Consider the following 23,203-nt stretch of genomic DNA (forward strand, 5'->3'; position numbering starts at 1 on the left):
GCGGACCCGCAACAAATCAGGATGCCTCAGCCCATGCCAATCGCGATCAAGATGCCTGCGCTTTCCCCCACCATGGAAGAAGGCACGCTTGCCAAATGGCTCGTAAAGGCCGGGGACAAGATCGCACCGGGCGACATCATCGCCGAGATCGAGACTGACAAGGCGACGATGGAGTTCGAATCCATCGACGAAGGCACCATCGCCGCGATCCAGATCGATGAAGGCGCCGAGAATGTGAAGGTGGGCACCGTCATCGCCATGCTCGCCGAAGAGGGCGAAGACGTGGAAGAGGCCGCCAAGGCTGCTGGCAGCGCTGCTGCCGCCCCGGCCCCGTCGCCCGCACCTGCTGCAGCCGATGCTGCGCCCGCGCCTGCCGCATCGTCCGCTCCGGCACCCGCGTCCGCTCCGGCACCGGCTCCGGCTGCATCGGGGGACCGCATCATCGCTTCGCCGCTTGCTAAGCGCATCGCGGCCGACAAGGGTGTCGATCTGTCCGGAGTGACGGGTTCCGGTCCGCGTGGCCGTATCGTGAAGGCAGACGTCGAAGGCGCGAAAGCCGGCGCTGCCGCGCCCGCCGCTGCGCCCGCAGCCGCTGCGCCTGCTGCGGCGGCCTCCGATGTCGCCATGGCAGACGAAACCCGCGCTATCCTCGATGCGCGCGTGCCGCATTCGGTTTCCAAGCTTTCGGGCATGCGCAAGACCATCGCGCGCCGCCTGACCGAATCCAAGCAGAACGTCCCGCACATCTACCTCACTGTCGACGTGCGCCTCGACAAGCTGCTGGCTCTGCGATCCGAAGTGAACAAGGCGCTGGAAAGCCAGGGCGTGAAGGTTTCCGTGAACGACCTCCTGGTCAAGGCTTTGGGCAAGGCGCTGATCGCGGTGCCCGAATGCAATGTCAGCTTTGCCGGTAACGAGCTGATCCAGTACGAGCGCGCCGATGTCTCGGTCGCGGTGTCGATCCCGTCGGGCCTGATCACGCCGATCGTGTCCGATGCCGATGGCCGTTCGGTCAGCTCCATCGCCAAGGCGATGAAGGACCTTGCCGGCCGCGCGAAGGAAGGCAAGCTCGCTCCCGAAGAATATCAGGGCGGCACTGCGAGCCTGTCCAACATGGGCATGATGGGCATCAAGCAGTTCGAGGCCGTCATCAACCCGCCGCAGGGCATGATCCTTGCCATCGGCGCAGGCGAAAAGCGCGCCATCGTTGACGAGAGCGGCGAGATCGTGCCCGCCATGGTGATGAGCGCGACGGGCAGCTTCGACCACCGCGCCATCGATGGTGCGGACGGCGCGCGCCTGATGGCCGCTTTCAAGGAACTGGTCGAAAACCCGCTGGGCATGCTGGCGTAAGAGCGCCGGAGATGGGCGAAAGCGAAACCCCTCCCGAAATCGATCCGGCGATCCGCGTGGTCGCCATGCCTGCCGATACCAATGTCTATGGCGACATCTTCGGCGGGTGGCTGGTTTCGGTCATGGATAACGCCGCGGGACTGATCGCTTCGCGGCACAGCCAGGGCCGCGCGGTGACCGTCGCGATGGACAAGATGCTGTTCCATGCACCAGTTTCGGTGGGCGACGAAGTATCCGTATATGGCGAGATCACGCGCATCGGGCGCAGCTCGATGACGATCAACGTGGAAGCGTGGCGCCGCCATCGCTTTGAAGAAGAAGCCGTGAAGGTGACCGAGGCCGATTTCACCTTCGTGGCGATAGACAATAATGGGCGTCCGCGCCCGATAAAGGTTTAGGAGACGACGAGTGGCAGACAGCTATGACGTGATCGTATTGGGGTCCGGCCCCGGAGGCTATGTCGCCGCGATCCGTGCTGCACAGCTTGGGCTGAAGACCGCCATCGTGGAGCGCGAGCTTCTGGGCGGCATCTGCCTCAACTGGGGCTGCATCCCGACCAAGGCACTGCTGCGTTCGGCAGAGATCAAGCATTTCGCCGAGCATGCGAGCGATTACGGACTGAAGATCGCAGGCAAGATCGAGGCGGATCTGGAAGCCGTGGTCAAGCGTTCGCGCGGAGTCGCCAAGCAGCTTAATTCGGGTGTCACCCACCTGATGAAGAAGAACAAGATCACCGTCCACATGGGCACGGGCACGCTGACCGGCCCGACCAGCCTGACGGTGAAGGGCGAGAAGGGCGAGGAGAAACTGACCGCCAAGCACATCATCGTGGCGACGGGTGCGCGTGCCCGCGAACTGCCCTTTGCCAAGGCGGATGGCGAGAAGATCTGGACCTATCGCCACGCGATGACGCCCAAGGAAATGCCGACCAAGCTGCTCGTCATGGGATCGGGCGCGATCGGTATCGAATTTGCCAGCTTCTATAACGACATGGGCGCGGATGTGACCGTTGTCGAAATGCTCGACCGCATTGTGCCGGTGGAGGACAAGGACGTGTCCGCCTTCCTCGAAAAGGCGCTGACCAAGCAGGGCATGACGATCATGACCGGCGCGGGCGTCGAAGCGATCGACGCATCGGGCAAGGGCGTGAAGGCCAAGATCAAGGGCAAGGACGGCAAGGTCGTCGAGCACGAATTCAGCCACGTCATTTCCGCCGTCGGCATCGTGCCGAACACCGAGGACATTGGCCTTGAAAAGGTCGGTGTGAAGATGGAGCGCGGCTTCATCCAGATCGACGACTACGGCCGCACCGGCGTCAAGGGCCTGTGGGCCATCGGCGATTGCACGCCGGGACCCTGGCTGGCGCACAAGGCAAGCCATGAGGGCGTGACCGCGGCGGAATCGATCGCCAAGGAGCTGGGCAATAAGGATGTCCACCCGCACGGACTTGATCGCAACAACATCCCGGGCTGCACCTATTGCCACCCGCAGATCGCCAGCGTCGGCATGACCGAGGCAAAGGCGAAGGAAGAGGGCTATACGGTCAAGGCCGGCACCTTCCCCTTCATCGGGAATGGCAAGGCCATCGCGCTGGGTGAGCCGGAAGGTTTCGTGAAGACCGTGTTCGATGCGAAGACGGGCGAGCTGCTGGGCGCGCATATGATCGGCGCCGAAGTGACCGAGATGATCCAGGGCTATGTCGTCGGCAAGACGCTGGAGACGACCGAGGCCGAGCTTATGCAGACGGTATTCCCGCATCCGACCATTTCGGAAAGCATGCACGAAAGCGTGCTCGCCTCTTACGGTCGCGCGATTCACATCTGATCGCTGGCATGATTGAAACAGGGAAGGGCGGGGCCGGAAGGCTCCGCCCTTTTTTGTCAGGGCTCGGTTTTGTCAGGTCCCGGTCAGCCCGGCGACGCGCCCGATAGCAGAACGTTCCGATTGGCGGCGACGGTTTGCAGCAGCCAGTCCTTTCCGGTCTTTACCCGCGCCAGCGTATTGGTGTCGGCATGCGTCACCAGCCAGAAATTGCGCAGGATCATATGGTGCGGCAGCACCTGGATCAGCCGCGGATCGGAATCGCCGATAAAACAGGGCAGCACGCCAAGCCCTGCACCCTGGGCGATCATGCGATGCTGGGCATTGATGCTGGAGGAGCGGAGCGTTGCCTTTAGCCCGGGATGAAGCTCGTCGAGATAGACGAGTTCGGGCGCGTAGACGAGTTCGGGGACATAGCCTATCAGCCTGTGCCCCTCGGTCAATTGCAGCGGGGTCTGCGGTTTTCCGACCTGTTCGATATAATCTTGCGTGGCGTACAGGCGCAGCGCGTAATCCGAAAGCTTGCGCGCGATCAGCTGGCCCGACCGCGGCCGTGAAAGCATGACGGCGATGTCCGCTTCCCGCTTTGACGGATTAAGGAAGCCGCTGCTGGCGACAAGGTCGATGGTGAGCGAGGGATGCGCATCGGCGAGATCCGGCAGGTGGCGGGCTAGGAACCAGCTGCCGAACCCTTCGGAAACGCTGATGCGCAACGTGCCGCCCAGTCCTCCGTCTCCCTCGGCGCTGTCTTCGATGCGGGAGGCCGCGCGCGCCATGGTCGAGACCTCATCGAACAATGTCTCGCCCGCTTCGGTAAGCTGGTGTCCGTCGCGCCCGCGTTCGAACAGAACTGCACCCAATGCGTGCTCCAGCCGCTTCAACCGGCGGCTGACGGTGGTGGAATCCACGCCCAGCAAATGGGCCGCATCGCCGGTGCGCCCGGCCTGCGCCAGCGCGAGAAAGACCTGATAGTCGCTCCAGTCTACCTGTTGCATCTCTACCTCTGCATTTTTGCAGGCTAGGCCCGTATTATTGATTGTTGCATGCAATGATGCACCCTGTAATGCTCTTTGGCAAGAAAGGCGGACCTGATGCGCGCATACGCGCATTGGTCCCATGAACACATGGAGAGGAAGCAAGTCATGCGCATCATCGACAATGTCGTCAGCGGCGGCGGTACCAGCAGCTCTGGCCGCAGCGCCGAGGTTTTCGACCCCAACACCGGACAGGTTCAGGCCAAGGTCAATTTCGGCGACCAGTCGACGCTGGAACAGGCCGTGGCCGCCGCGCAGGCCGCGCAGCCCGGATGGGCCGCGACCAATCCGCAGCGCCGCGCCCGCGTGATGTTCAAGTTCAAGCAGCTCATCGAAGACAATATGGAAGAGCTCGCCCGCCTGCTGTCGAGCGAGCACGGCAAGGTCATTGATGACGCCAAGGGCGACGTGCAGCGCGGTCTGGAAGTCATCGAATTTGCTTGCGGCATCCCGCAGGCGCTGAAGGGTGAATATACGCAGGGCGCAGGGCCGGGCATCGACGTCTATTCGATGCGCCAGCCGATCGGCATCGGCGCCGGCATCACCCCGTTCAACTTCCCGGCCATGATCCCGATGTGGATGTTCGGCATGGCGATCGCCTGCGGCAATGCCTTCATCATCAAGCCGAGCGAGCGCGATCCCAGCGTTCCCGTCCGCCTTGCCGAACTCTTTCTGGAAGCGGGCGCGCCCGAGGGCATCCTGCAGGTTGTTCATGGCGACAAGGAAATGGTCGACGCCATTCTCGACCACCCGGCCATCGGCGCGATCAGCTTCGTCGGCAGTTCCGACATTGCCAATTACGTCTATGCCCGCGGCACCCAGAACGGGAAGCGCATGCAGTGCATGGGCGGCGCGAAAAACCACGGCATCATCATGCCCGATGCCGATCTCGACGTCGCCGTGAACGATTTGATCGGCGCGGCCTATGGCTCCGCCGGCGAACGCTGCATGGCGCTGCCCGTCGTTGTGCCGGTGGGTGAAGACACTGCTGAGCGCCTGCGCGACAAGCTGGTGAGCGCGGTCGGTTCGCTGCGTGTCGGCGTTTCCACCGATCCCGATGCGCAATATGGCCCCGTCGTCACCGCGCAGCACAAGGCGCGTGTCGAGGAATGGATCCAGAAGGGCGTGGACGAGGGCGCGGAGCTTGTCATCGATGGTCGCGGCTTCAAGCTGCAGGGGCATGAGGAAGGTTACTTCATCGGCCCGTCGCTGTTCGACCATGTGAAGACCGACATGGACACCTATCACAACGAGATTTTCGGCCCCGTCCTCCAGATGGTCCGCGCCAATGATTTCGAGGAAGCTCTGAAGCTTGCCAGCGATCACCAGTATGGCAATGGCGTCGCCATCTTTACCCGCAACGGCCATGCCGCGCGCGAATTCGCTGCCCGCGTGAACGTCGGTATGGTGGGCATCAACGTGCCGATCCCGGTGCCAGTCAGCTATCACAGCTTTGGCGGGTGGAAGCGTTCGGGCTTTGGCGATCAGAACCAGTACGGCATGGAAGGCATGCGTTTCTGGACCAAGGTCAAGACCGTGACCCAGCGCTGGCCCGATGGCGGCGGCGATGGATCGAATGCCTTTGTCATCCCGACCATGGGGTGACCTGACGGTTCAGGGTCTTTCGGGTGGATATCGCGGGGCTATGCTGCGTTACATTCGAAAGACCCTTACCGTTCGACAAAGGACATCCCATGCGCATTGCCTCTTCACTTTTCCTTACCCGAACGCTGGCCGCTGCTGCCGTGCTGGCGCTTGCCTCGTGCGGACCGTCCGCGCAGGATGAGGAGAATGGCGGGATCGACGACGCAACCGCCGACATGGCCAGTGATGATGCGGCCAGTGATGATGCGGCCAGTGATGATGCGCCCATGCCGGTCGAGCCCGATGGGGGCATCGGCGATGGCGCCACGGGCCCTGGCATCCCCGCGGCCTTTCAGGGCAACTGGGGCATGAACGCCGCCGATTGCGAAGGGGGCGCTGCGGCCAAGGGTCTGCTCAAGATCGATGGCGATACGCTGACCTTCTATGAATCGGTGGGGACCCTGGCCGAAATTGAGCAATCCAGGCCCGGCAGCCTCCGCGCCGATTTCGCATTTGAGGGCGAGGGCATGGAATGGAACCGCTCCATGCTGCTGGAGACCGCCGATAACGGAGAAGCACTGTATCGCCGCGAATATGGCGATGGCGCGGTGCCCGGTGCTTTTCGGTACCAGAAGTGCAGCTGAGGAGAGCGGACGTGAAGCGTTTGATGCAAATGAGCCTGATCGCCGCCACTCTTTCCGGCTGCGCCACGGTCGATCCCGCTCCGGCAGAGCCCGTGCGGATCGGTGCGGACGGAGCATGCGATGCCGCCGGGGTACAGGACCGGATCGGTCAGACGGCAACCGCGCCGCTTGGCGCCGAATTGCTTGCCGCGACCGGCGCGCGCCAATTGCGCTGGGGCCCGCCGCGCAGCGCGATGACCATGGATTTCAGGCCCGACCGGCTGACCGTATCCTATGACGACGACATGAAGATCGAGCGCATCAGCTGCGGCTGATCGACGTTCCAGACACAAGATAAGATAAAGAGGACCGATGACAGGCCAATTCGAACTGACCGAGGAGCAGCAGGCGATCCAGGAGATGGCACAGCGGTTCGCCGCCGATGCCATCACCCCCCATGCTGCCGAATGGGATGAGAAAAAGATCATGCCGCGCGACGTGCTGAAACAGGCGGGCGAGCTTGGTTTTGGCGCGATCTATGTGTCGGAGGATTCGGGCGGCATCGGGTTGGGCCGGCTGGAATCGGCGCTAATCATGGAGGCGCTCGCCTATGGTTGCCCGTCGACCAGCGCCTTCATCTCGATCCACAACATGTCGGCCTGGATGATCGACACTTTCGGCAGCGATGCGCTGAAGGAGAAATACCTGCCGCGCCTGATCGGGATGGAGGAGCTTGCCTCCTATTGCCTGACCGAACCGGGTTCGGGGTCCGACGCTGCGGCATTGAAGACCAAGGCGGTGGACAAGGGCGACCACTGGGAAGTCACCGGATCGAAGCAATTCATTTCCGGCGGTGGCCATAACGAGATTTATGTCACCATGGTGCGCACCGGAGAGGATGGCCCGCGCGGCATTTCCTGCATGGTGATTGAAAAGGACATGGAAGGCGTATCCTTCGGTGCGCAGGAGAAGAAGCTCGGCTGGAACTCGCAGCCGACCGCGGCGCTGATCCTCGACAATGCGAAAGTGCCCAAGGAAAACATCGTCGGGCGCGAGGGCGAGGGCTTCGCCATCGCCATGAAGGGGCTTGACGGCGGCCGCCTCAATATCGGGGCCTGCTCTCTGGGCGGGGCGCAGCGGGCGATCGACGAGGCGCTGGCCTATGTGAAGGACCGCAAGCAGTTCGGCAAGGCGATCGCCGATTTCCAGAACACGCAGTTCACGCTTGCCGAAATGGCGGCGGAGCTGGAGGCTGCGCGGGCGCTCCTCTATCTCGCCGCGGCGAAGGTGACGGCCGACGCGCCCGACAAGACCCGCTTTGCCGCCATGGCCAAGATGATCGCGACCGAAACCGGCAGCAGCGTCGTCGATCGCGCGCTGCAGCTGTTCGGCGGCTACGGTTACCTCAAGGAATATCCCATCGAGAAGCTGTGGCGCGACCTGCGCGTGCATTCAATCCTTGAAGGCACGAACCAGATCATGCGCATGATCGTCGGACGGGAGATGGTGCGATGAGCGAGGTGCTGATCCATACGCATGGCCCGGTGGGGCACATCTCTCTGAACCGGCCCAAGGCGATCCACGCGCTGACCCTTTCGATGTGCGAGGCGATGATCGAGGCGCTGGTGAAATGGCGCGACGATCCGGCGATCGAGGCGGTCATCGTCGATCATGCCGAAGGGCGCGGCTTCTGCGCGGGCGGTGACGTTACATTGCTGCGCAATTCCGCTCTGGAAGATGGCGGCGCGTCGGGCCGGCATTTCTTTGAGGTGGAGTATCACCTCAACCACCTGATGTTCACCTTTCCCAAGCCCATCGTCGCCTTTATGGACGGCATCACCATGGGCGGCGGCGTCGGCATTTCGCAGCCCGCGAAATATCGCGTGGTGACGGAAAACACGAAATACGCGATGCCCGAAACCGGCATCGGCCTGATCTGCGACGTGGGCGGCGGCTGGTACCTGTCGCGCTTGCCGGGGCAGATCGGCAAGTTCGCCGGGCTGACTGGTGCGCGCCTAGATGGTGCGGAATGCCTGTGGGCGGGGCTGGCGACGCATTACCTGCCTGCCGATGTGCTGGCCGAGGCGAAGGCGAAAATCGTCGAGAACCCCTCGGCCATCGAAAGCGTGCTGGATGCGCTGTCGGCTGATGCTCCCGATCCACGGCTTGCCGGTAACAAGGAGCGTATCGACACGCTTTTCGCTGCCGAGAGCCTGACCGACATCATAACCGCGCTTGAGGCCGATGGCGGCGAGTGGGCGATGAAGGAGTTGAAGACGCTTCGCACGAAAAGCCCGCAAGCGTGTGAACTGGTCCTGCGCCAGCTGCGAGAAGGTGCGGCCTGCGAGACCTTCGCCGATAATATGCGCATGGAATATCGTGCGGCGGGCCGGGCCATCATGCTGCCCGACTTTGCCGAAGGCGTGCGCGCTCTGCTGGTTGACAAGACCGGCGACCCGAAGTGGCAGCCCGCCACGCCTGAGGAAATCGACCCGGCAGCAGTCGACGCGGTTTTCGCGCCCCTGCCGGCTGACAAGGAATGGAGTCCGCTATGACCTACGAAACCATCGAAACCGAAACTCGCGGCGCGGTGACGCTGATCACGCTCAACCGCCCCAAGGCTCTGAACGCGCTCAACACGCAGGTACTGGCCGATCTGACCAGTGCTTTCGCTGCGTTCGAAGCGGATGACAGCCAGCTTTGCGCGGTCATCACCGGTAGCGGCGAAAAGGCCTTTGCCGCTGGTGCGGATATCAAGGAGATGTCGGAAAAGCCGGCGGCGGACTTCTACAAGGAAGACTTCTTCGCCGGCTGGACGTCCGATGTCGTCAAGAAGACGCGCAAGCCGTGGATCGCAGCGGTCAACGGTTTCGCGCTGGGCGGCGGTTGTGAACTGGCCATGATGGCCGATTTCATCATCGCGTCCGACAATGCCAAATTCGGCCAGCCCGAGATCAAGCTGGGCGTTGCCCCCGGCATGGGCGGTTCGCAGCGCCTGACCCGCGCCATCGGCAAGTCAAAGGCCATGGAGATGTGCCTGACGGGCCGGATGATGGACGCTGAAGAGGCCGAGCGCAGCGGCCTTGTCGCCCGCGTCGTGCCGCTGGCGGATCTGCTGGACGATGCGATGAAGACGGCAGCGACGATCGCGTCAATGCCGCCGCTGGCCGCGATGATGAACAAGGAAATGGTCAACACCGCTTTCGAAACGACGCTGGATCAGGGCCTGATCGCGGAGCGTCGCATGTTCCAGGTGCTGACCTCGACCGAGGACAAGGCCGAAGGCATGGCTGCCTTTGTCGAGAAGCGTGAAGGGAAGTGGAAGGGGCGCTGAGCGCTTCTCCATCCAGACGAAACACACCGGGAGAGTATTCATGAAAATTGCCTTCATCGGTCTTGGCAACATGGGCGGCGGGATGGCCGCGAACCTGGCCAGGGCCGGGCATGAGGTCAGCGCCTTCGACCTTTCGGAAGATGCGCTCGCTCGCGCAAAAGAAGCCGGATGCGCGACTTTCACTTCTGCCAGGGAAGCGGTGAAGGGCGCGGAAGCGGTCGTATCCATGCTGCCCAACGGCAAGATCGTCGATGCAGTCTATGATTCTGACGTCATCGGCCACGCGCCTTCTTCGGCGCTGCTGATCGATTGTTCGACCATTGATGTCGCCACCGCTCGCAAGGTAATGGATGCGGCCAAGGCGGCAGGCCACGACATGGTCGATGCCCCCGTTTCGGGCGGCATCGCGGCGGCCAATGGCGGCACGCTGACCTTTATGGTCGGCGGCAGCGAAGAGGCGTTCGCTCGCGCCGAGGTCGTGCTTGGCCCGATGGCAAAGGCCGTCATTCGCGCCGGCGAAGCCGGGGCAGGGCAGGTTGCCAAGATGTGCAACAACATGCTGCTCGCCTGCCACATGATCGGCACGGCAGAGGCTCTGAAGCTCGCTGACCGCAACGGTCTCGATATGGAGAAATTCTACGAGATCAGTTCAAAGTCGACCGGCTATTGCTGGTCCTTGAACGACTACACGCCCGTTGCCGGCGTCGGTGCGTCGAGCCCTGCCGATAACGGCTATGCGGGCGGATTCGCAACGGCGCTGATGCTCAAGGACTTGCGCCTTGCCATGGATGCAGCCGATCGCAGCGGCGCCAAGGTCGATCTGGGGCGCAAGGCCTGCGAACTTTACGAAGCTGCCGATGCCGCGGGGCTGGGCGGCAAGGATTTCGGCTCGATATTCGAGACGCTTTGATCCGTTAACGGGGGCGGCGGCCTGTGCGCAGGTCCGCCGCCGTCCGCGTCAGGTGGTCGAGCACCATCGCATGCAGCGGGCGCAGGAACTCGATCCCGTAGAACGATCCTTCCTGCCAGCAGACCTTTGCGGCGAAGGGATTGAGATGGCCGAAAGTCAGCGTCAGCTCCGCGCCCACCGGCAACGGGTGCAGGCGGTCGAGCAGGCGGCAGCCCTTGGCCGAAAGATCGACGATCAGCGCGCCACGCTCTCCACCACCGTTCTGCAGGCGATATATGCCGTGCAGCGAAACCCGAGAGCGATCCTCGATTCGCAGATTCATTGATTACCCACCCTTTTCGATACCGGAATGAGTTACCGCGATATTAGGAAAGAAATCGTTTAAATTGCGCAGTTCACGCAATTTTGACGGCAATCGCCGGACCGTTTGCGTAAAAACGGCCCGGCGCATAGGCTTACTCTTCTGCTTTGGCCTTATCCCACTCTGCGATCTTTGCCGCCGCGGTTGTGGGACCTTCGACGATGATATCCTCATGATCGGCGATCACCGTGGGCCAGGCTTCGAAAGCGTCTTTCGGCACGCCCAGTTTTTCACGCGCGGCCTTGGCCTTGTCGCCATATTCCTCCTTCCACGGCGGAGAAATCACGACCAGCATCCAGCCTGCGCCCTGCTGGTGGAAGTAATAGGTCTCGACGGGGATCTCGGCTTCGGCGAACACCTTGTCGCGTATCGCCATCATGCGGACCGCTTCCTCCATCTTGCCCGGCGCGAACTTGTAAAGCGTGATGATCGGCGAATCGTCCAGCGATTGCGCAATGGCAGGCTGCCCCCCGGCGACCAGCGCGGCGGCGCAGGCTGTAAGGGCAATGCGGCGGATATGTTTACGGATCATGGTTTCCCCCTTGGGTTTCGGCACATGGCCGATGGCGCGACCCGATACGGGGAATGAACTGCCGTCATGCGGCATAAAGTTTTGTTGAATACCCCCCGGTGCCGCGACCATGCGCGCACCGGGCTAATTGTTCAAATTATAATAAACTACAAAAGTTAGAGAAGTCTTTTTTCTTCAAGCAGATCAGGAAGATCATTCGCGTAAAGAATTACGTCCTCGGGCTTCGCCTCGGTCTTAAGCGCATTGCGCGCGTCCGCGAAGCTCGCAACTTCGTGCGCAGGCTTACCGTTCTGCGCCAAAGCGGCGGTGAAACTCGCTATACGTGAAGGGTTCACGGCATAGACGATATCGGCAAGCCCGGCGGAATATTCGCCCAGCTTAGCGTGGACGCGGTCATGCTCCATGCCCAGTTCGGCGACGCCGGGCGTCACAAGGATCGCGCGACCGCCGCGCTGTTTTGCCAGTTCAGCCGCGACCGCCACGGCATTGCGGAAGCCGGTCTCGTTCGCGTTATAGGCATCGTCCAGCACCAGCGCCTCACCAGGGCTTTCGCGCTTTTGCAGCCGGTGGGGGACCTGCTCGACATCGGGCGTTACCAGCGGGATGCGTTCGGCGATCGTGTGGTCGATGACGGCAGCCATCGCGACGGCAAGCGCCGAGTTGGTGATGTTGTGCTCACCCAGCAGCGGCAGCTCATAGCGGATGGTCCCAAAGCTTTCGCCGTCGACGCGGCGATCCTCGAGCTCGATCACCCAGTCGGCATCCTCCAGCGTGGCGGAATTGATGCGAATGTCGGCGTCCTGCTCGGGACCAACGGTGACAACCTGTCCCGGATAGCGTTCGGCAAGGCCGCGAAAGGGGGCGTAGTCCATGACCTGCGTCGCGACGACGGCGATGCCTTCATTGGCGCACACGGCCTCGACCAGTTCGGACTTCGCCTTGGCAATGTTCTCGACCGATCCGAAACGTTCGGTGTGCGCATCGCCGATGGCGGTGACAATGCCGTAATCGGGCTTAACGAACTTGCACAGCCGCGCGACCGATCCGATACCATAGGCCCCCATTTCGGCGATGAAGAAACGGTGGCTCCACTGCAGGCGCTCGCGGATGTGGCGGGTGAGGCCGAGCACCGTGTTGATCGACCCGCGCGAATAAAAAACGGGGCCGGACACGCCCAGCACCTCGGCAAAGATATGCTTGGTTGTCGTCTTGCCAAAGCTGCCGGTGATGCCGATGCGGATGGGGTCCAGCCGCGCCAGCTTGGCCTTCGCTTCGTCGATATAGGCTTCGTTCACCCGGTTCTGGATCGGCTGCAGCATGCCATTGGCCAGGATCAGCGCCAGCGGCGGCAACTGGATCGCGACCAGCGCCTGTATCGGCCCCATCGAGGCAAGCAGGACCGACAGGATCGAGATCAGTGCCGCGACATTGCGGATGCGCCGTGCCCGCTCCGTCAGGGCGAGGGGCTTCTTGTAGGTGTAGAGACGCTCTTTCCAGCCGATCGCGGCCAGAACCGCGCCCGACACGATGACCGCGACGACGAAAATACCGGCGACAGCGGGCTCGCCCGTCGAAAGAACGGCGATAAGCAACAGCACCAGCAGGACCAGGCTGGCCTTTACGTCATAAAGCCGGACCCGGAAAATCGCGGCTGCAAAACGCTTTGCGTCATATTCCTCCTGCTGGAAATAGGTGAGCAGCGTATGCAGGCGCACCCAGACCAGCCAGCCGAAGCCAAGCGCGAAGAGAAGGATGGCGGCGAAGATCATGCGGCCGTTCCTTCATCGGATGCTGTGACCGGCAGGCCTTCCTTGATGGCCAGCGCAATCTGGTGCCTTCCTCGGTCGAGGATCGAGATATGGTCGAGGAAGGGCATTTCGACATAGCGCGCGCCGGGGATGCCGTGCGCGATTTTGCGGCCCACTTCGGGCGGGGTGTCGGTATCCTGCGCGCCATAGATCAGCGTGGTCGGCACGATAATGCCCGAAAGCTCGTTGGTCTGATCCTCGTTCACCGTGGCGGTAAAGATGTCGCGCATCCCGCTTTCCCGGCTGGCAACATAGTCGATGGATCCAAATTTCTTTTCCAGTTCAATCAGTTCAGCTTCATTTTTGGCCTGGGCTTTCAGCTTCTGGAACTGGTTGGAACGCCGCTTGCGCTTGTATTTTTCCCAGCCCGAAATCTCACGCGGGACGCCGGCGCCGGCGACGATGATCAGCCGTTCTATCAAGCCGGGGCTGCGCCGGGCGAGCCGCAGGCCAATGCGCCCGCCAAGGCTGTGCCCGACCCATGTGCACAGGTCGAAGCCAAGATCGTCGGCCATGTGGCGCGCCATGTAATCGGCGTATTCCACCGTTCCCCATGCATCACCCGGCCTCTCGGACTTGCCGAAGCCGGGCAGATCGAACAGGTAGGCATCGATGAGGGGCGCAAGCGCCTCGGCAACCGGGATGAAGTCGCGGTGGGTTCGGCCCCAGCCATGGCCGAAAGCTACCTTTGGCGCACCCGGTGTGCCGATCCGAATATGGTGGGGAGGCTTCATGCCGCCCTTCTTACAGCGCCGATTGTGGTGCACAAGACAGGTGAGCGTTGCCCTGTGGGCGATGTGCGACAAGAGTTGGGGATTACGTGAATGGATCAGGCCGTCGATAATGCGCTGGGAAGCAGGCTGCGGGTCGCCGTGCTGTTCGGCGGGGCGAGCCAGGAGCATGATGTCTCGGTCGTGTCCGCGCATCAGCTGATGGATGCAGCCGACGTGCGCCGGGTCGAGATCGTGCCTGTCTACACCGATTTCGAAAACCGCTTTTTCTCCGCTCCTTTCCTGCGCGATATCAGGCGGTTCAAGCCCAAACCGTCGGGCGCTCCCGAAGTGATCTTCCGCTGGAGCGAGCGCGGCCCGGTCATGCAGGAGCTGGTCTCTGGCGATCAGACACCGATCGATTGCGTGCTGCCCGTGTTCCACGGCCCGTTCGGTGAAGACGGACGGCTACAGGGCCATTTCGAGCTACTGGGCATTCCCGTCACCGGCTTCGCCGCCGGGTCCAGCGCGATGGCCATGCGCAAGGACGCGACCAAGGCGCTGGTGAAATTGGCAGGCGTTAACGTCCTCGATCACGTCACCGCGAACCGCGCGAAACTTGCCAATCCCAAGGCGCTGGTGGCCGAGGTCGAGGCCAAGGTTGGCCTGCCCGCGATTGTGAAGCCGGCCAATCTGGGCAGTTCCATTGGCGTGGGTCTTGCCAAGACGGCTCAGGATCTGCCTGCGCTGGTCGCCTATGTGCTGGCGCAGGACAATCTCGCCATTATCGAGCCGCAGGTTCAGAACCTTGTCGAATATAATATCGCCATGCGCTGGGATGCAGCGACGCAGGATGTAAAGCTATCCGCGATAGAGCGGCCCAAGAGCGGCGCTGAACTGCTTGATTTCAAGGAGAAATATCTGTCTTCAGGCGGCGGCACGAAGGGGGCTTTCCTCCCGTCCGAAGGCATGCTTTCGCTGACACGCGACATCAATCCCGACCTGCCGCCCGAGATGAAGGCGACGATCCACGATTACGCCCGCCGCGCCTTTGTCACGCTTGGTCATCGCGGCGCACCGCGCATCGACTTCATGTCGAATCGCGAAACGGGGGAGATCTGGTTCAATGAAATCAACGCCATCCCCGGCAGCTATGGCTTTTTCCTGTGGGAAGCGGCGGAAGAGCCGCTGCTGTTCCCCGAACTCGTCCAGCACCTGATCGAGGAAGCACTTGCGGGAAGCGTGAAGCGGTTCGACGATCCAGTGCCGCAGGGCGCCTATCTGCTGCCGCGCTAACCGCCTGCTTTCCACCAGGCGTCGATGGTGAAGCCGGGGACGGCTTCGCTCTCGACATAGCCGCCATGATACATGTCCATCACGATCTCATGCGTGGTGTCGGGGCAGGCCACTTCGAAATAATCGACGATATTGCCGTATGGGCCGGTCCCGCCGCTGCTCAACCGGCGATAGGCGGGCGGGCGGTTGTCACTACAGCGCAGGGCGTCGAGATATTGCGCTTCGCCCTCGGGCATGGTGGTGCGCACCGGGTTGTCCGCGGTGCCGAGCGGGTGGGCCTGCGCCGCCTCTATCGCGGTATTCAATTCAACCCCGCTCATCATGGATTCGCCCGACGCCATTGCGGCAAGCATGCGCGCGAACTGATCCTGCGAGATCGTGCCGTCCCCCTCGTCGGTGATGGCTTCGGCTTCGACCGAATCCTGCGCCTGCAATGGCGTGCCAGTCGAACCGAGCAGGGCGGCGGCCATGAAAGCTGTGAATTTGCGCCCCAATTTATTCCCCCATTCGAATTCATGGCGGGCTTTGATCTTTCGTCGGCCCGTGTCCGACGCTAGCGTCCCCCCATGATCAAGTCACAGAAAATCGTTTCAATCGATGTCGGCGGCACCAATGCCCGTTTTGCCATTGCCGAGGTTTCCGCCGGGAGAGTGGAGCATCTGGGCGAGCCCGTTACCTTTGCCACGGGCGGCGTGTCGGGTCTTGCAGCGGCATGGCAGCGTTTTGCCGAGGCGCAGGACGAGCCGCTGCCGCGCGCGGCAGGCATTGCCGTTGCAGCGCCGCTGGGTGATGAGGAGATCCGCTTCACCAATTCGCACTGGGTTATCCGTCCCGCCACCATCGCGCAGGACGTTGGCCTCGACGATTTCGTGCTGATCAATGATTTCGAGGCGGTCGGCCATGCCGTCGCCCGCGCCAACGAACATTTCTTCGAGCATCTGGCAGGGCCTGACGTGCCGCTTCCCGATCACGGCGTCACCTCGATCGCCGGGCCGGGAACGGGTCTGGGTGTCGCGCAGCTATGGCATGACGGGGCAGGGGGCTATCGGGTCCAGCCGACCGAGGGCGGGCATATAGGCTTTTCGCCGGAGGACCGGGTTGAGGAGAAGATCCTGTCCCACGTGCGCGAGGTATTTCCCCGCGTTTCGATCGAACGCATGTGTTCGGGCCCCGCCATCATCCAGATCGCCGAGGCCATCGCCAAGATCGAGAACCTACCCATGCCCTCGGGCGACGATCGTGAGCTTTGGCTCTCGGCCATCACCGGCAGCGATCCGGTCGCGGTGAAGGCGTGCGAACGTTTCTGTATGATCCTGGGGGCGGCAGCTGGTGATTTCGCGCTGGCGCATGGTGCCAATGCGGTCGTGATCGCGGGCGGGCTGGGGCTAAGGCTGAAAGACCGGCTGACCGATCCCGGCTTTGCCGAACGTTTCGTTTACAAGGGCAGGTTCAAAGGCCTGATGGAGAAGATCCCCGTCAAGCTCATCACCCATCCGCAGCCCGGCCTGTTTGGGGCTGCTGCGGCCTTTGCACAGGCGCATTGTCCCGCGTGAGGCGGGTGAACCAGTCGCTTTCGATGATCGCATAATCGCGGCGCTGCGCCGCGGTCATGCTGCCGCGGCGAACCACGCTGGTCGCCAATGCGGCCAGTGCGGAAATCGCGAAGAGTTCGCCCCCGTCTTCCAGCATGCCGAGAGGCACGTCGAGGCGCGGATCGACGAAATGACGCATGCCGACATGGAATGCGTCCATGATGATCGAGAAAAAGGCGAAGATGGCGAACATCGTCGTCACCGCCCATAGCTCGCGCTTCACATGGTCTTCTGCGGTGACAAGGGCCCATAGCATCGCCGCGCCGGCCGCGATGCAGACCGCGATCATGAAAACCGGCTCACCATAATCGGGATTGGGGGGATAGAGCATCTCGCCCGCCGCCTCATGCCACTGCATGCTGCCGTCGAATGCCATATAGATCAGCAGCAATGCCGGCAGCATGAGTTTTCCGCATCTCTCACCCGCGGCGCGGAAGATATAGACCACTGCGGCCAGCGTGAGCAGCACCGTTTCCCAGAATTCCGAAACGCTGCCCTCTGCATCGATATGCAGGAAGACGAGTTCATTGCCCGTCTGCGCCGCATATTCGATCGAATAGATGTGGAGCATGATCAGCATGGCGCTGATGAACATGAAGTTCCGGCCAGGCCAGTTCCGGCAGGCGATGCCCGCTTCGCGCAGGCCTGTCCAGGCGCCGAACCAGCCCCATCGAATGAAATTTTCCGCCATTGTCTTCATGAAATCGTAACATAATCGTGATCCCCGCCCCCAGCAATTGCGCGAAAGGTGAGAGCGGGAACCTGACGAAATTTTTCACGATTACATCGGCTGGAATAATCTCAGGTAAAGCTGGATCCGGTCTCTGCCTTTTCTTTGAGCAACTTGGCCGGTTCGATGCCCATCGCTTCGAGACCCGAAATAATCGTGCCAAGACCGTGAATATCGGCCCAGCACATCGGGCCTCCCTGATAGGATGGCCAGTTATACCCCAGAATTGCCGCGACATCGATATCGCCGGCGCGCAGGGCGATTCCTTCTTCCAGGATCTTGGCGCCCTCATTGATCACCGGATACAGCAGGCTGGCCACGATCTCTTCGGGAGAGAGCGCTGGAGCAGTTTCGATGCCATTGGCCTCGCGGACCTTCTCGATCACCTCCAGCGCCGCTGGCGAGGGGGTTGAACGGCGCTTCTCGTCATAATCATAGAAACCGCCATTCAGCTTCTGGCCGCGGCGTTCCAGCTTCACCAGTTCGCCCGTCATGGTGACGTCGCCGGGGAAGGTGATGACGTCGAGCCCGATCAGGTCGAGCAGTGCGATCGGCCCCATGGCAAAGCCATAGGCTTTCATCGCGGCGTCGATTTCCTGCATCGGCGTACCCTTCAAAAGCATCTGCTGGCTGGCGACCATGTAGGGGAACATCAGGCGGTTCGCGATGAAGCCATCGCACACGCCTGCCAGAACGGGCGTTTTCCGAAGCGCTTTGCCCAGTTTCATGCCGGTCGCGATCACGCTGTCGCTGCTCTTGTCGCCGCGCACGACTTCGAGCAGCGGCATCACATTGGCGGGCGAGAAGAAGTGCAGGCCGACCACCATCTCGGGCCGCTTTGTCATCGCCGCGATATGGTTGAGGTCGAGAAAGCTGGTGTTGGAAGCGAGGATCGCCCCGTCCTTTGCAATGGCATCGAGGCGGGTGAACACCTTTTCCTTGATCTCCATGCTTTCGAATACCGCCTCGATGACCAGATCGACATCGGCGAGATCATCCATTTCCAGCGTGCCGGTGATGAGGCCCATGCGCATTTCGACGTCTTCGGCCGTCATGCGGCCCTTCTTCGCCGTGTTCTCGTAATTCTTGCGGATCACGCTCAGCCCGCGCTCAAGCGCCTCCGGCTTGATTTCGACCAGCTTGACCGCGATGCCGGCATTGGCAAAGCACATGGCGATCCCGCCGCCCATCGTGCCCGCGCCGATCACGCCCACGCTGTTGACGTCGATCAGCGGGGTGTCCTTGGGGATGTCGGGAACTTTCACGGTTTCGCGCATGGCGAAGAAAACGTGGATCAGGGCCCGCGACTGGTCGGAGTTCAAAAGGCGGAGGAACTCGCTGGTCTCGACCTCGACGCCCTTTTCATAAGGAAGCTCGACCGCGGCCTTTACGCAGGTGAGGATCGCATCGGGCGCGATTACCCCACGGAAAAGCCTGCCATAGTCGGCCTTGATCCGGTCGAAGATGTCGGGATCGGCGCGGTCCTTCGTCGTCCACTCGCTGTCCTCGGTCGTGCGGGGAAGGGGGCCGTCCTTTGCGATCAGTGCGGTGACCATGGCTATGGCGGCGTCATCCTGCGTGCCGGCTGGCACGGTCTCGTCGACCAACCCTATCTTCTCGGCCTTGTCGGCGCCGATGGGCTTGCCGGTCAGCATCATGCCAAGCGCCGCCTCTGCACCGATCAGGCGGGGGAGGCGCTGCGAACCGCGTGCGCCCGGCAGCAGGCCAAGGTTGACTTCGGGAAAGCCCAGTTTCGTATTGGCTGCGGCGACGCGGTAGTGGCAGGCCAGCGCCAGTTCCAGCCCGCCGCCCAGAGTATTGCCATGCAGCGCGGCAACGACCGGCTTGTCGAGCGCGGTGATCATGTCGAACACCTCGCCGTGCGAAGGTTCGGGAACATCGGGGAATTCCGCGATGTCCGCGCCAGCGGGGAAAGTGGCGCCCTCGGCCAGGATCACGGCGCCGCGAATGGCCTCGTCAGTGGCGATCTTTACGGCGGCTTCCTTTAGCCCGACCCTGACCGCGTGGCCCAGTGCATTGACGGGTGGACTGGAAATGGTGACGCGGGCGATACCGTTTTCCACCGTTACGCTGACTGCGGCCATTTTCTGCACTCTCCTGTTTCTGTCGAATTCTTTGGCGGCCATCCCCGCAATCACGCGAATCGTGCCGACCAGCCTGCCGAGGAATGGCCGCTGTCAGCTGGCTTGGCAAACAAGCCGGCGTGAATCGCGGCCGCTGAATTGCCATGCATGATGAACGGATCTGGTCCGCCATTAGGGATTAGGGGTGTGGGCGCACTTCGCAACTGCATAAAAGAATGGGCCGTCCGGCATTCACCGGACGGCCCATTCTTTTTTCACCGGAGCAAATGCTCCCTACGGCAAGCAGATTACATGCTGACCGGGTCGATGGCGGAATCGTCATCATCGCCGCCGCCAAGTGCGACGGCAGCACCCGCGCCGATCAGAAGCAGGCCCAGGATGAGAATGATCCCATTGCCCTTGGCTTCGCTGGCTTCTGCAGCCGGTGCCGAAAGCCGCGTGCCTGCCGAACCAACCGTGTCGAGCGGCGCCGCATGCGCGGCGATCGGTGCAAGCGCCAGATTGGCGGCGACCGAAACAGCAGCGAGTTTCTTGATGATCATCATACCCCCGAATTAACCTTTTCGCGTTTGCGGCATATTACATAATTTCCTTTGGCGAAAGAGCTAACCGGTACGGTAAACCGTTTCCAAACATGGATAGTCTGTTCGCCGCGGCGTTTCGATGTCTCCGAAAGCCGTAATTTCAGCTTCTTGTCGGATAACTCTCATCACGCAATAAAGTTTCCGGGAAAGAGCCGAAATGATACAGCGCCGCAGGTTACATCGTGCGAACCGCCATGGTTCGCATCCGCGAAAATCGGGCTGGTGGAAATGAGAAACCCCGCAGCGACCGAAGTCGCCACGGGGTTTCACATGGTCAGCGGCCAGGAAGTGCCGCCCTGACGAAGCCTTTATCGCCTTACCGGGTCAACTGTGCGGGCAGCATCAGCGACCCGCCATGACTTAGCGATAATGCCTCGTAGTGGACTTCACCGACCTCTTAGCTGGACCATGAGACATCGGATCACCTCCTTTCGCGCCGGGGCCAAGAATACCGCCTGTTCGCAAGCCCCGAGTGTCTTGCGTACGGTTCGGCCGGGGCGGGTTCCGGGCGTCGCTATCCGCTCTGGCGGAGACCCTCGGTCCGTCGCCCCGTCCTTGATTCGCATGCTGCTTTTTTTGCGCTGCAACGACAAGACTTGCATTGGAATTATTCACCGTCACAATATCCGCCTTGCCGATTCAGCCGCGGCAAACCCCTCAAAACCGTATTGATTCGCAGTGGGCTTCGCAGGGGCCTTCTCAGGTTTCCTTCTCAGGGCCTAGCGGCAGTCTTGCGCCGTACGCGCGATCTCTGCCCAGGCGGGCATGACCAGCAGCGCGGTCCCATTGGCTGCCACGGCAAAACGTCCGCGCGAAAAGATCATCGCATCGATGATCGGATCGGTCGGCGCCAGCGTCGCTACCAGCTGCGGCACGGGGCCTTCCAGCACGGTCGCGGGCAGGGTGCGCGTGGCGGAACTGGTCGCGATGGTCATGCCGGTCGGCGCGGGAATGCCCTTGGGCAGGGCGCGCCACAGCTTGATGACATTATTGCCGCGCTCGCAAGCCATGGTGAACTGCGTACCGTCCGATGGCGCGCCGAACAGGGCGCGCGTGGCATTGCCGTCCGCCCGGTAAGCCCATGTCCCGCTCGCCAGAGGAACCTCAAGCCACTCGCCAATAGTATATTGCGGCGTTGCCGGGACTGGGGCCGGTGCGGGAGCGGGGGCGGGAGCCGGTGCCGGCGCGGGGGCCGGCGGTGCCTTGTATGTCGTGGGCACGGGGGCGCAGGCCGCAGCCAGCGCAAGGCCGGTAAGCGCGATCATAGTGCCGGTCAGCGACCAGCACCGGCGCATGGCGGTGCGGGCTGCCCTGGCACGGGCTGCCTTGGCACGGGCGGGGGGGATAAGTGCGGGGCCCTCGGGGCGATTGCGGCTTGGCGTCATGGGCTGCTTATGCGAAGCCTTCGCCAAGCGCTCAAGCCGCAATCGGGCGAAATGCCCCCATAACTCGCCCTGCAGTGATTTCACCAAGACCGACTCCAGCATGACAGACAGCGCCAACCGGCCCTCTCGGGCTTCCAAAAAGCCGAAAAAGATGCGTGTGGACCAGATGCTGGTCGATCGTGGCCATGCCGAAAGCCGTACGCGGGCACAGGCCTTGGTCATGGCAGGCGTTGTCTTTGCCGGGGAGGCAAAGGTCGCCAAGCCCGGCCAGCAATTGCCTGTCGATGTCGAGCTGGACGTGCGGGGCCGCGATCACCCGTGGGTGTCACGCGGCGGGATCAAGCTGGCCCATGCGATCGCGGAATTCGCCCTTGCTCCTGCCGGCGCGCGCGCGATGGATATCGGCAGTTCGACCGGCGGGTTCACCGACGTGCTGCTGACCAATGGCGCGGCGCATGTCTTTGCCGTGGATTCCGGCACGAATCAGCTCGCGTGGAAATTGCGCAGCGACGAGCGGGTGACCGTTCTCGAACAGACGAGCGCGCGGATCCTGACGCGGGAGCATATTCCACAGGGGTGCGACTGGGTCGTATGCGATGCGTCCTTTATCTCGCTGGCGAAGGTTTTGGCGGTTCCGCTGGCACTGGCGGCACCCGATGCCACGCTGGTCGCGCTGATCAAGCCGCAGTTCGAGGTGGGACGCGATGAGGTGGGCAAGGGCGGCGTGGTCCGCGATCCCGCTCTTCATGCGCGCGTTTGCGAAGAAGTTCAGGACTGGCTGACAGGCGAGGGATGGGCCATCAAGGGTCTGACGGAAAGCCCGATCAAGGGGCCTGAAGGCAATGTCGAGTTTCTGGTCTGGGCCGCACGGGGAACGCGCGGCTGAGAGCCGGGTTTGGAGGGGCTATGGAAGATAATCGCGAACCGCAATCCGCCGAACGAATTCCGCACGTCCCCAGCTATCGGCAAAAGAGCATGCTGTGGTGGGCGATGCTATGCGTGCCGCTCGTCACGATCCTCGGCCTCGCTTCCGGTCAGCTTTCAGGGTCGGGCGTCGGCGATCCCTGGTTCGATGCGCTGGTGAAACCGGCGTTGTTTCCGCCGGGGTGGGTGTTCGGCGTGGTGTGGACCATCCTTTATGTGATGATGGGGTTTTCGCTGGCCATGGTGCTGGCAAGTTCGCGGCGCGGGCGCAAAAGCGCGGCGGTGAAGATGTTCGCCGTCCAGTTGGCGGCGAATCTGTGCTGGTCGCCGATCTTCTTCGGGCTGCACCAGATCGCGCTCGCCTTTTTCTGGATATTGCTGATGATCGTGCTCGTACTGGCGACGATCGCACTGTTCGTCCGGGTCAGCCGTTTGGCGGCTGCACTGCTCCTGCCATATCTCGCATGGATATGCTTTGCTGCGGTACTGAACCTGCAATTCTGGCAGGTTAACTGAG

General features: G+C 62.2%; 24 protein-coding genes. 14 read left to right on the forward strand and 10 right to left on the reverse strand.

Annotated features, from left to right (window positions below; translation table 11 throughout):
- Positions 1-33: 33 nt before the first annotated feature.
- From A9D13_RS14745 to lpdA, 3 genes are read left to right on the forward strand one after another with little or no spacing between them, the layout of a single operon-like run.
- Positions 34-1,353, forward strand: a complete 1,320-nt coding sequence (locus A9D13_RS14745; protein ID WP_066775338.1) for a pyruvate dehydrogenase complex dihydrolipoamide acetyltransferase — start codon at positions 34-36, stop codon at positions 1,351-1,353.
- An 11-nt stretch (positions 1,354-1,364) separates the two neighbouring features.
- Positions 1,365-1,751 (forward strand): acyl-CoA thioesterase, encoded by a 387-nt coding sequence (locus A9D13_RS14750; RefSeq protein WP_066775341.1) that lies wholly within the window; start codon positions 1,365-1,367, stop codon positions 1,749-1,751.
- 10 nt (positions 1,752-1,761) lie between these two features.
- Positions 1,762-3,177 (forward strand): dihydrolipoyl dehydrogenase, encoded by a 1,416-nt coding sequence (gene lpdA, locus A9D13_RS14755; protein WP_066775344.1) that lies wholly within the window; start codon positions 1,762-1,764, stop codon positions 3,175-3,177.
- Positions 3,178-3,260: 83 nt separating this feature from the next.
- On the opposite strand, the gene A9D13_RS14760 is transcribed toward lpdA, so the two are convergent.
- Positions 3,261-4,169 (reverse strand): LysR family transcriptional regulator, encoded by a 909-nt coding sequence (locus A9D13_RS14760; protein WP_066775347.1) that lies wholly within the window; start codon positions 4,167-4,169, stop codon positions 3,261-3,263.
- Between the two features lie 147 nt (positions 4,170-4,316).
- Here A9D13_RS14760 and A9D13_RS14765 point away from each other — a divergent pair, with 147 nt between their 5' ends.
- The 7 genes from A9D13_RS14765 to mmsB all read left to right on the forward strand — a co-directional run bounded on the left by A9D13_RS14765 (position 4,317) and on the right by mmsB (position 10,659).
- Positions 4,317-5,813, forward strand: coding sequence for a CoA-acylating methylmalonate-semialdehyde dehydrogenase (locus A9D13_RS14765; protein WP_066775348.1), 1,497 nt, complete (start codon positions 4,317-4,319; stop codon positions 5,811-5,813).
- Positions 5,814-5,902: 89 nt separating this feature from the next.
- Positions 5,903-6,436, forward strand: a complete 534-nt coding sequence (locus tag A9D13_RS14770; RefSeq protein WP_066775356.1) for a hypothetical protein — start codon at positions 5,903-5,905, stop codon at positions 6,434-6,436.
- 11 nt (positions 6,437-6,447) lie between these two features.
- Positions 6,448-6,750 (forward strand): I78 family peptidase inhibitor, encoded by a 303-nt coding sequence (locus A9D13_RS14775; RefSeq protein ID WP_066775359.1) that lies wholly within the window; start codon positions 6,448-6,450, stop codon positions 6,748-6,750.
- A 37-nt stretch (positions 6,751-6,787) separates the two neighbouring features.
- Positions 6,788-7,930 (forward strand): acyl-CoA dehydrogenase family protein, encoded by a 1,143-nt coding sequence (locus tag A9D13_RS14780; protein WP_066775362.1) that lies wholly within the window; start codon positions 6,788-6,790, stop codon positions 7,928-7,930.
- Positions 7,927-8,970 carry an enoyl-CoA hydratase/isomerase family protein gene (locus A9D13_RS14785; RefSeq protein WP_066775365.1) on the forward strand — a complete coding sequence of 348 codons (1,044 nt, stop codon included), beginning with the start codon at positions 7,927-7,929 and terminating at the stop codon, positions 8,968-8,970. Before A9D13_RS14780 ends, A9D13_RS14785 begins: the two co-directional genes overlap by 4 nt.
- Positions 8,967-9,749: an enoyl-CoA hydratase-related protein gene (locus tag A9D13_RS14790; RefSeq protein ID WP_066775368.1), complete on the forward strand. Its 783-nt coding sequence runs from the start codon at positions 8,967-8,969 to the stop codon at positions 9,747-9,749. Before A9D13_RS14785 ends, A9D13_RS14790 begins: the two co-directional genes overlap by 4 nt.
- A 40-nt stretch (positions 9,750-9,789) precedes the next feature.
- Entirely contained in the window at positions 9,790-10,659 is an 870-nt protein-coding gene (gene mmsB, locus A9D13_RS14795; protein WP_066775370.1) for a 3-hydroxyisobutyrate dehydrogenase, read from the forward strand.
- Between the two features lie 4 nt (positions 10,660-10,663).
- On the opposite strand, the gene A9D13_RS14800 is transcribed toward mmsB, so the two are convergent.
- From A9D13_RS14800 to A9D13_RS14815, 4 genes are all read right to left on the reverse strand, one after another.
- The gene (locus A9D13_RS14800) at positions 10,664-10,981 is read right to left on the reverse strand and encodes a PilZ domain-containing protein (protein WP_066775372.1); all 318 of its coding nucleotides are present in this window, start codon (positions 10,979-10,981) and stop codon (positions 10,664-10,666) included.
- A gap of 133 nt (positions 10,982-11,114) precedes the next feature.
- Positions 11,115-11,552, reverse strand: coding sequence for a hypothetical protein (locus A9D13_RS14805; RefSeq protein ID WP_156522096.1), 438 nt, complete (start codon positions 11,550-11,552; stop codon positions 11,115-11,117).
- Positions 11,553-11,707: 155 nt separating this feature from the next.
- On the reverse strand, positions 11,708-13,321 hold the full coding sequence (locus tag A9D13_RS14810; RefSeq protein WP_066775377.1) for a Mur ligase family protein: 1,614 nt from the start codon (positions 13,319-13,321) through the stop codon (positions 11,708-11,710).
- Complete coding sequence (locus A9D13_RS14815; RefSeq protein WP_066775380.1) at positions 13,318-14,094, reverse strand: alpha/beta fold hydrolase; 777 nt, start codon at positions 14,092-14,094, stop codon at positions 13,318-13,320. The genes A9D13_RS14810 and A9D13_RS14815 overlap by 4 nt, the downstream gene beginning before the upstream one ends.
- 90 nt (positions 14,095-14,184) lie before the next feature.
- On the opposite strand from A9D13_RS14815, the gene A9D13_RS14820 reads away from it, so the two are divergent.
- Positions 14,185-15,366 (forward strand): D-alanine--D-alanine ligase, encoded by a 1,182-nt coding sequence (locus A9D13_RS14820; protein WP_066775383.1) that lies wholly within the window; start codon positions 14,185-14,187, stop codon positions 15,364-15,366.
- Here the strand turns inward: A9D13_RS14820 and A9D13_RS14825 are convergent.
- Complete coding sequence (locus A9D13_RS14825; protein ID WP_066775387.1) at positions 15,363-15,860, reverse strand: hypothetical protein; 498 nt, start codon at positions 15,858-15,860, stop codon at positions 15,363-15,365. The two genes, A9D13_RS14820 and A9D13_RS14825, sit on opposite strands and share 4 nt — an antisense overlap.
- Positions 15,861-15,932: 72 nt before the next feature.
- On the opposite strand from A9D13_RS14825, the gene A9D13_RS14830 reads away from it, so the two are divergent.
- Complete coding sequence (locus A9D13_RS14830; protein ID WP_066775389.1) at positions 15,933-16,919, forward strand: glucokinase; 987 nt, start codon at positions 15,933-15,935, stop codon at positions 16,917-16,919.
- On the opposite strand, the gene A9D13_RS14835 is transcribed toward A9D13_RS14830, so the two are convergent.
- The 4 genes from A9D13_RS14835 to A9D13_RS20980 all read right to left on the reverse strand — a co-directional run bounded on the left by A9D13_RS14835 (position 16,852) and on the right by A9D13_RS20980 (position 21,762).
- Complete coding sequence (locus tag A9D13_RS14835; RefSeq protein ID WP_066775391.1) at positions 16,852-17,649, reverse strand: hypothetical protein; 798 nt, start codon at positions 17,647-17,649, stop codon at positions 16,852-16,854. The genes A9D13_RS14830 and A9D13_RS14835 overlap by 68 nt on opposite strands.
- 110 nt (positions 17,650-17,759) lie before the next feature.
- The gene (locus tag A9D13_RS14840; RefSeq protein WP_066775393.1) at positions 17,760-19,793 is read right to left on the reverse strand and encodes a 3-hydroxyacyl-CoA dehydrogenase NAD-binding domain-containing protein; all 2,034 of its coding nucleotides are present in this window, start codon (positions 19,791-19,793) and stop codon (positions 17,760-17,762) included.
- Between the two features lie 287 nt (positions 19,794-20,080).
- Positions 20,081-20,335 (reverse strand): hypothetical protein, encoded by a 255-nt coding sequence (locus A9D13_RS14845; RefSeq protein WP_156522097.1) that lies wholly within the window; start codon positions 20,333-20,335, stop codon positions 20,081-20,083.
- A 761-nt stretch (positions 20,336-21,096) separates the two neighbouring features.
- Positions 21,097-21,762 carry a hypothetical protein gene (locus A9D13_RS20980; RefSeq protein WP_216635513.1) on the reverse strand — a complete coding sequence of 222 codons (666 nt, stop codon included), beginning with the start codon at positions 21,760-21,762 and terminating at the stop codon, positions 21,097-21,099.
- 151 nt (positions 21,763-21,913) lie between these two features.
- On the opposite strand from A9D13_RS20980, the gene A9D13_RS14855 reads away from it, so the two are divergent.
- Together A9D13_RS14855 and A9D13_RS14860 are read left to right on the forward strand one after the other, a co-directional pair.
- Positions 21,914-22,648, forward strand: a complete 735-nt coding sequence (locus tag A9D13_RS14855; protein ID WP_229665323.1) for a TlyA family RNA methyltransferase — start codon at positions 21,914-21,916, stop codon at positions 22,646-22,648.
- A 20-nt stretch (positions 22,649-22,668) separates the two neighbouring features.
- The gene (locus A9D13_RS14860) at positions 22,669-23,202 is read left to right on the forward strand and encodes a TspO/MBR family protein (protein ID WP_066775402.1); all 534 of its coding nucleotides are present in this window, start codon (positions 22,669-22,671) and stop codon (positions 23,200-23,202) included.
- The last annotated feature ends 1 nt before the right edge of the window (position 23,203 follow it).

The organism is Croceicoccus mobilis (assembly GCF_001661965.1).
Taxonomy (GTDB): domain Bacteria; phylum Pseudomonadota; class Alphaproteobacteria; order Sphingomonadales; family Sphingomonadaceae; genus Croceicoccus; species Croceicoccus mobilis.

What these genes read in the sequence shown, in the direction of transcription:
- A9D13_RS14770 (WP_066775356.1), top strand. Translation starts at nt 5,903, where the DNA reads ATGCGCATTGCCTCTTCACTTTTCCTTACCCGAACGCTGGCCGCTGCT.
- A9D13_RS14800 (WP_066775372.1), bottom strand. Translation starts at nt 10,981, where the DNA reads ATGAATCTGCGAATCGAGGATCGCTCTCGGGTTTCGCTGCACGGCATA.
- A9D13_RS14855 (WP_229665323.1), top strand. Translation starts at nt 21,914, where the DNA reads ATGCGTGTGGACCAGATGCTGGTCGATCGTGGCCATGCCGAAAGCCGT.
- A9D13_RS14805 (WP_156522096.1), bottom strand. Translation starts at nt 11,552, where the DNA reads ATGATCCGTAAACATATCCGCCGCATTGCCCTTACAGCCTGCGCCGCC.
- A9D13_RS20980 (WP_216635513.1), bottom strand. Translation starts at nt 21,762, where the DNA reads ATGACGCCAAGCCGCAATCGCCCCGAGGGCCCCGCACTTATCCCCCCC.
- mmsB (WP_066775370.1), top strand. Translation starts at nt 9,790, where the DNA reads ATGAAAATTGCCTTCATCGGTCTTGGCAACATGGGCGGCGGGATGGCC.
- A9D13_RS14765 (WP_066775348.1), top strand. Translation starts at nt 4,317, where the DNA reads ATGCGCATCATCGACAATGTCGTCAGCGGCGGCGGTACCAGCAGCTCT.
- A9D13_RS14830 (WP_066775389.1), top strand. Translation starts at nt 15,933, where the DNA reads ATGATCAAGTCACAGAAAATCGTTTCAATCGATGTCGGCGGCACCAAT.
- A9D13_RS14820 (WP_066775383.1), top strand. Translation starts at nt 14,185, where the DNA reads ATGGATCAGGCCGTCGATAATGCGCTGGGAAGCAGGCTGCGGGTCGCC.
- A9D13_RS14745 (WP_066775338.1), top strand. Translation starts at nt 34, where the DNA reads ATGCCAATCGCGATCAAGATGCCTGCGCTTTCCCCCACCATGGAAGAA.
- A9D13_RS14810 (WP_066775377.1), bottom strand. Translation starts at nt 13,321, where the DNA reads ATGATCTTCGCCGCCATCCTTCTCTTCGCGCTTGGCTTCGGCTGGCTG.
- A9D13_RS14845 (WP_156522097.1), bottom strand. Translation starts at nt 20,335, where the DNA reads ATGATCATCAAGAAACTCGCTGCTGTTTCGGTCGCCGCCAATCTGGCG.
- A9D13_RS14840 (WP_066775393.1), bottom strand. Translation starts at nt 19,793, where the DNA reads ATGGCCGCAGTCAGCGTAACGGTGGAAAACGGTATCGCCCGCGTCACC.
- A9D13_RS14860 (WP_066775402.1), top strand. Translation starts at nt 22,669, where the DNA reads ATGGAAGATAATCGCGAACCGCAATCCGCCGAACGAATTCCGCACGTC.
- A9D13_RS14815 (WP_066775380.1), bottom strand. Translation starts at nt 14,094, where the DNA reads ATGAAGCCTCCCCACCATATTCGGATCGGCACACCGGGTGCGCCAAAG.
- A9D13_RS14835 (WP_066775391.1), bottom strand. Translation starts at nt 17,649, where the DNA reads ATGGCGGAAAATTTCATTCGATGGGGCTGGTTCGGCGCCTGGACAGGC.
- A9D13_RS14760 (WP_066775347.1), bottom strand. Translation starts at nt 4,169, where the DNA reads ATGCAACAGGTAGACTGGAGCGACTATCAGGTCTTTCTCGCGCTGGCG.
- A9D13_RS14780 (WP_066775362.1), top strand. Translation starts at nt 6,788, where the DNA reads ATGACAGGCCAATTCGAACTGACCGAGGAGCAGCAGGCGATCCAGGAG.
- A9D13_RS14790 (WP_066775368.1), top strand. Translation starts at nt 8,967, where the DNA reads ATGACCTACGAAACCATCGAAACCGAAACTCGCGGCGCGGTGACGCTG.
- A9D13_RS14750 (WP_066775341.1), top strand. Translation starts at nt 1,365, where the DNA reads ATGGGCGAAAGCGAAACCCCTCCCGAAATCGATCCGGCGATCCGCGTG.
- A9D13_RS14785 (WP_066775365.1), top strand. Translation starts at nt 7,927, where the DNA reads ATGAGCGAGGTGCTGATCCATACGCATGGCCCGGTGGGGCACATCTCT.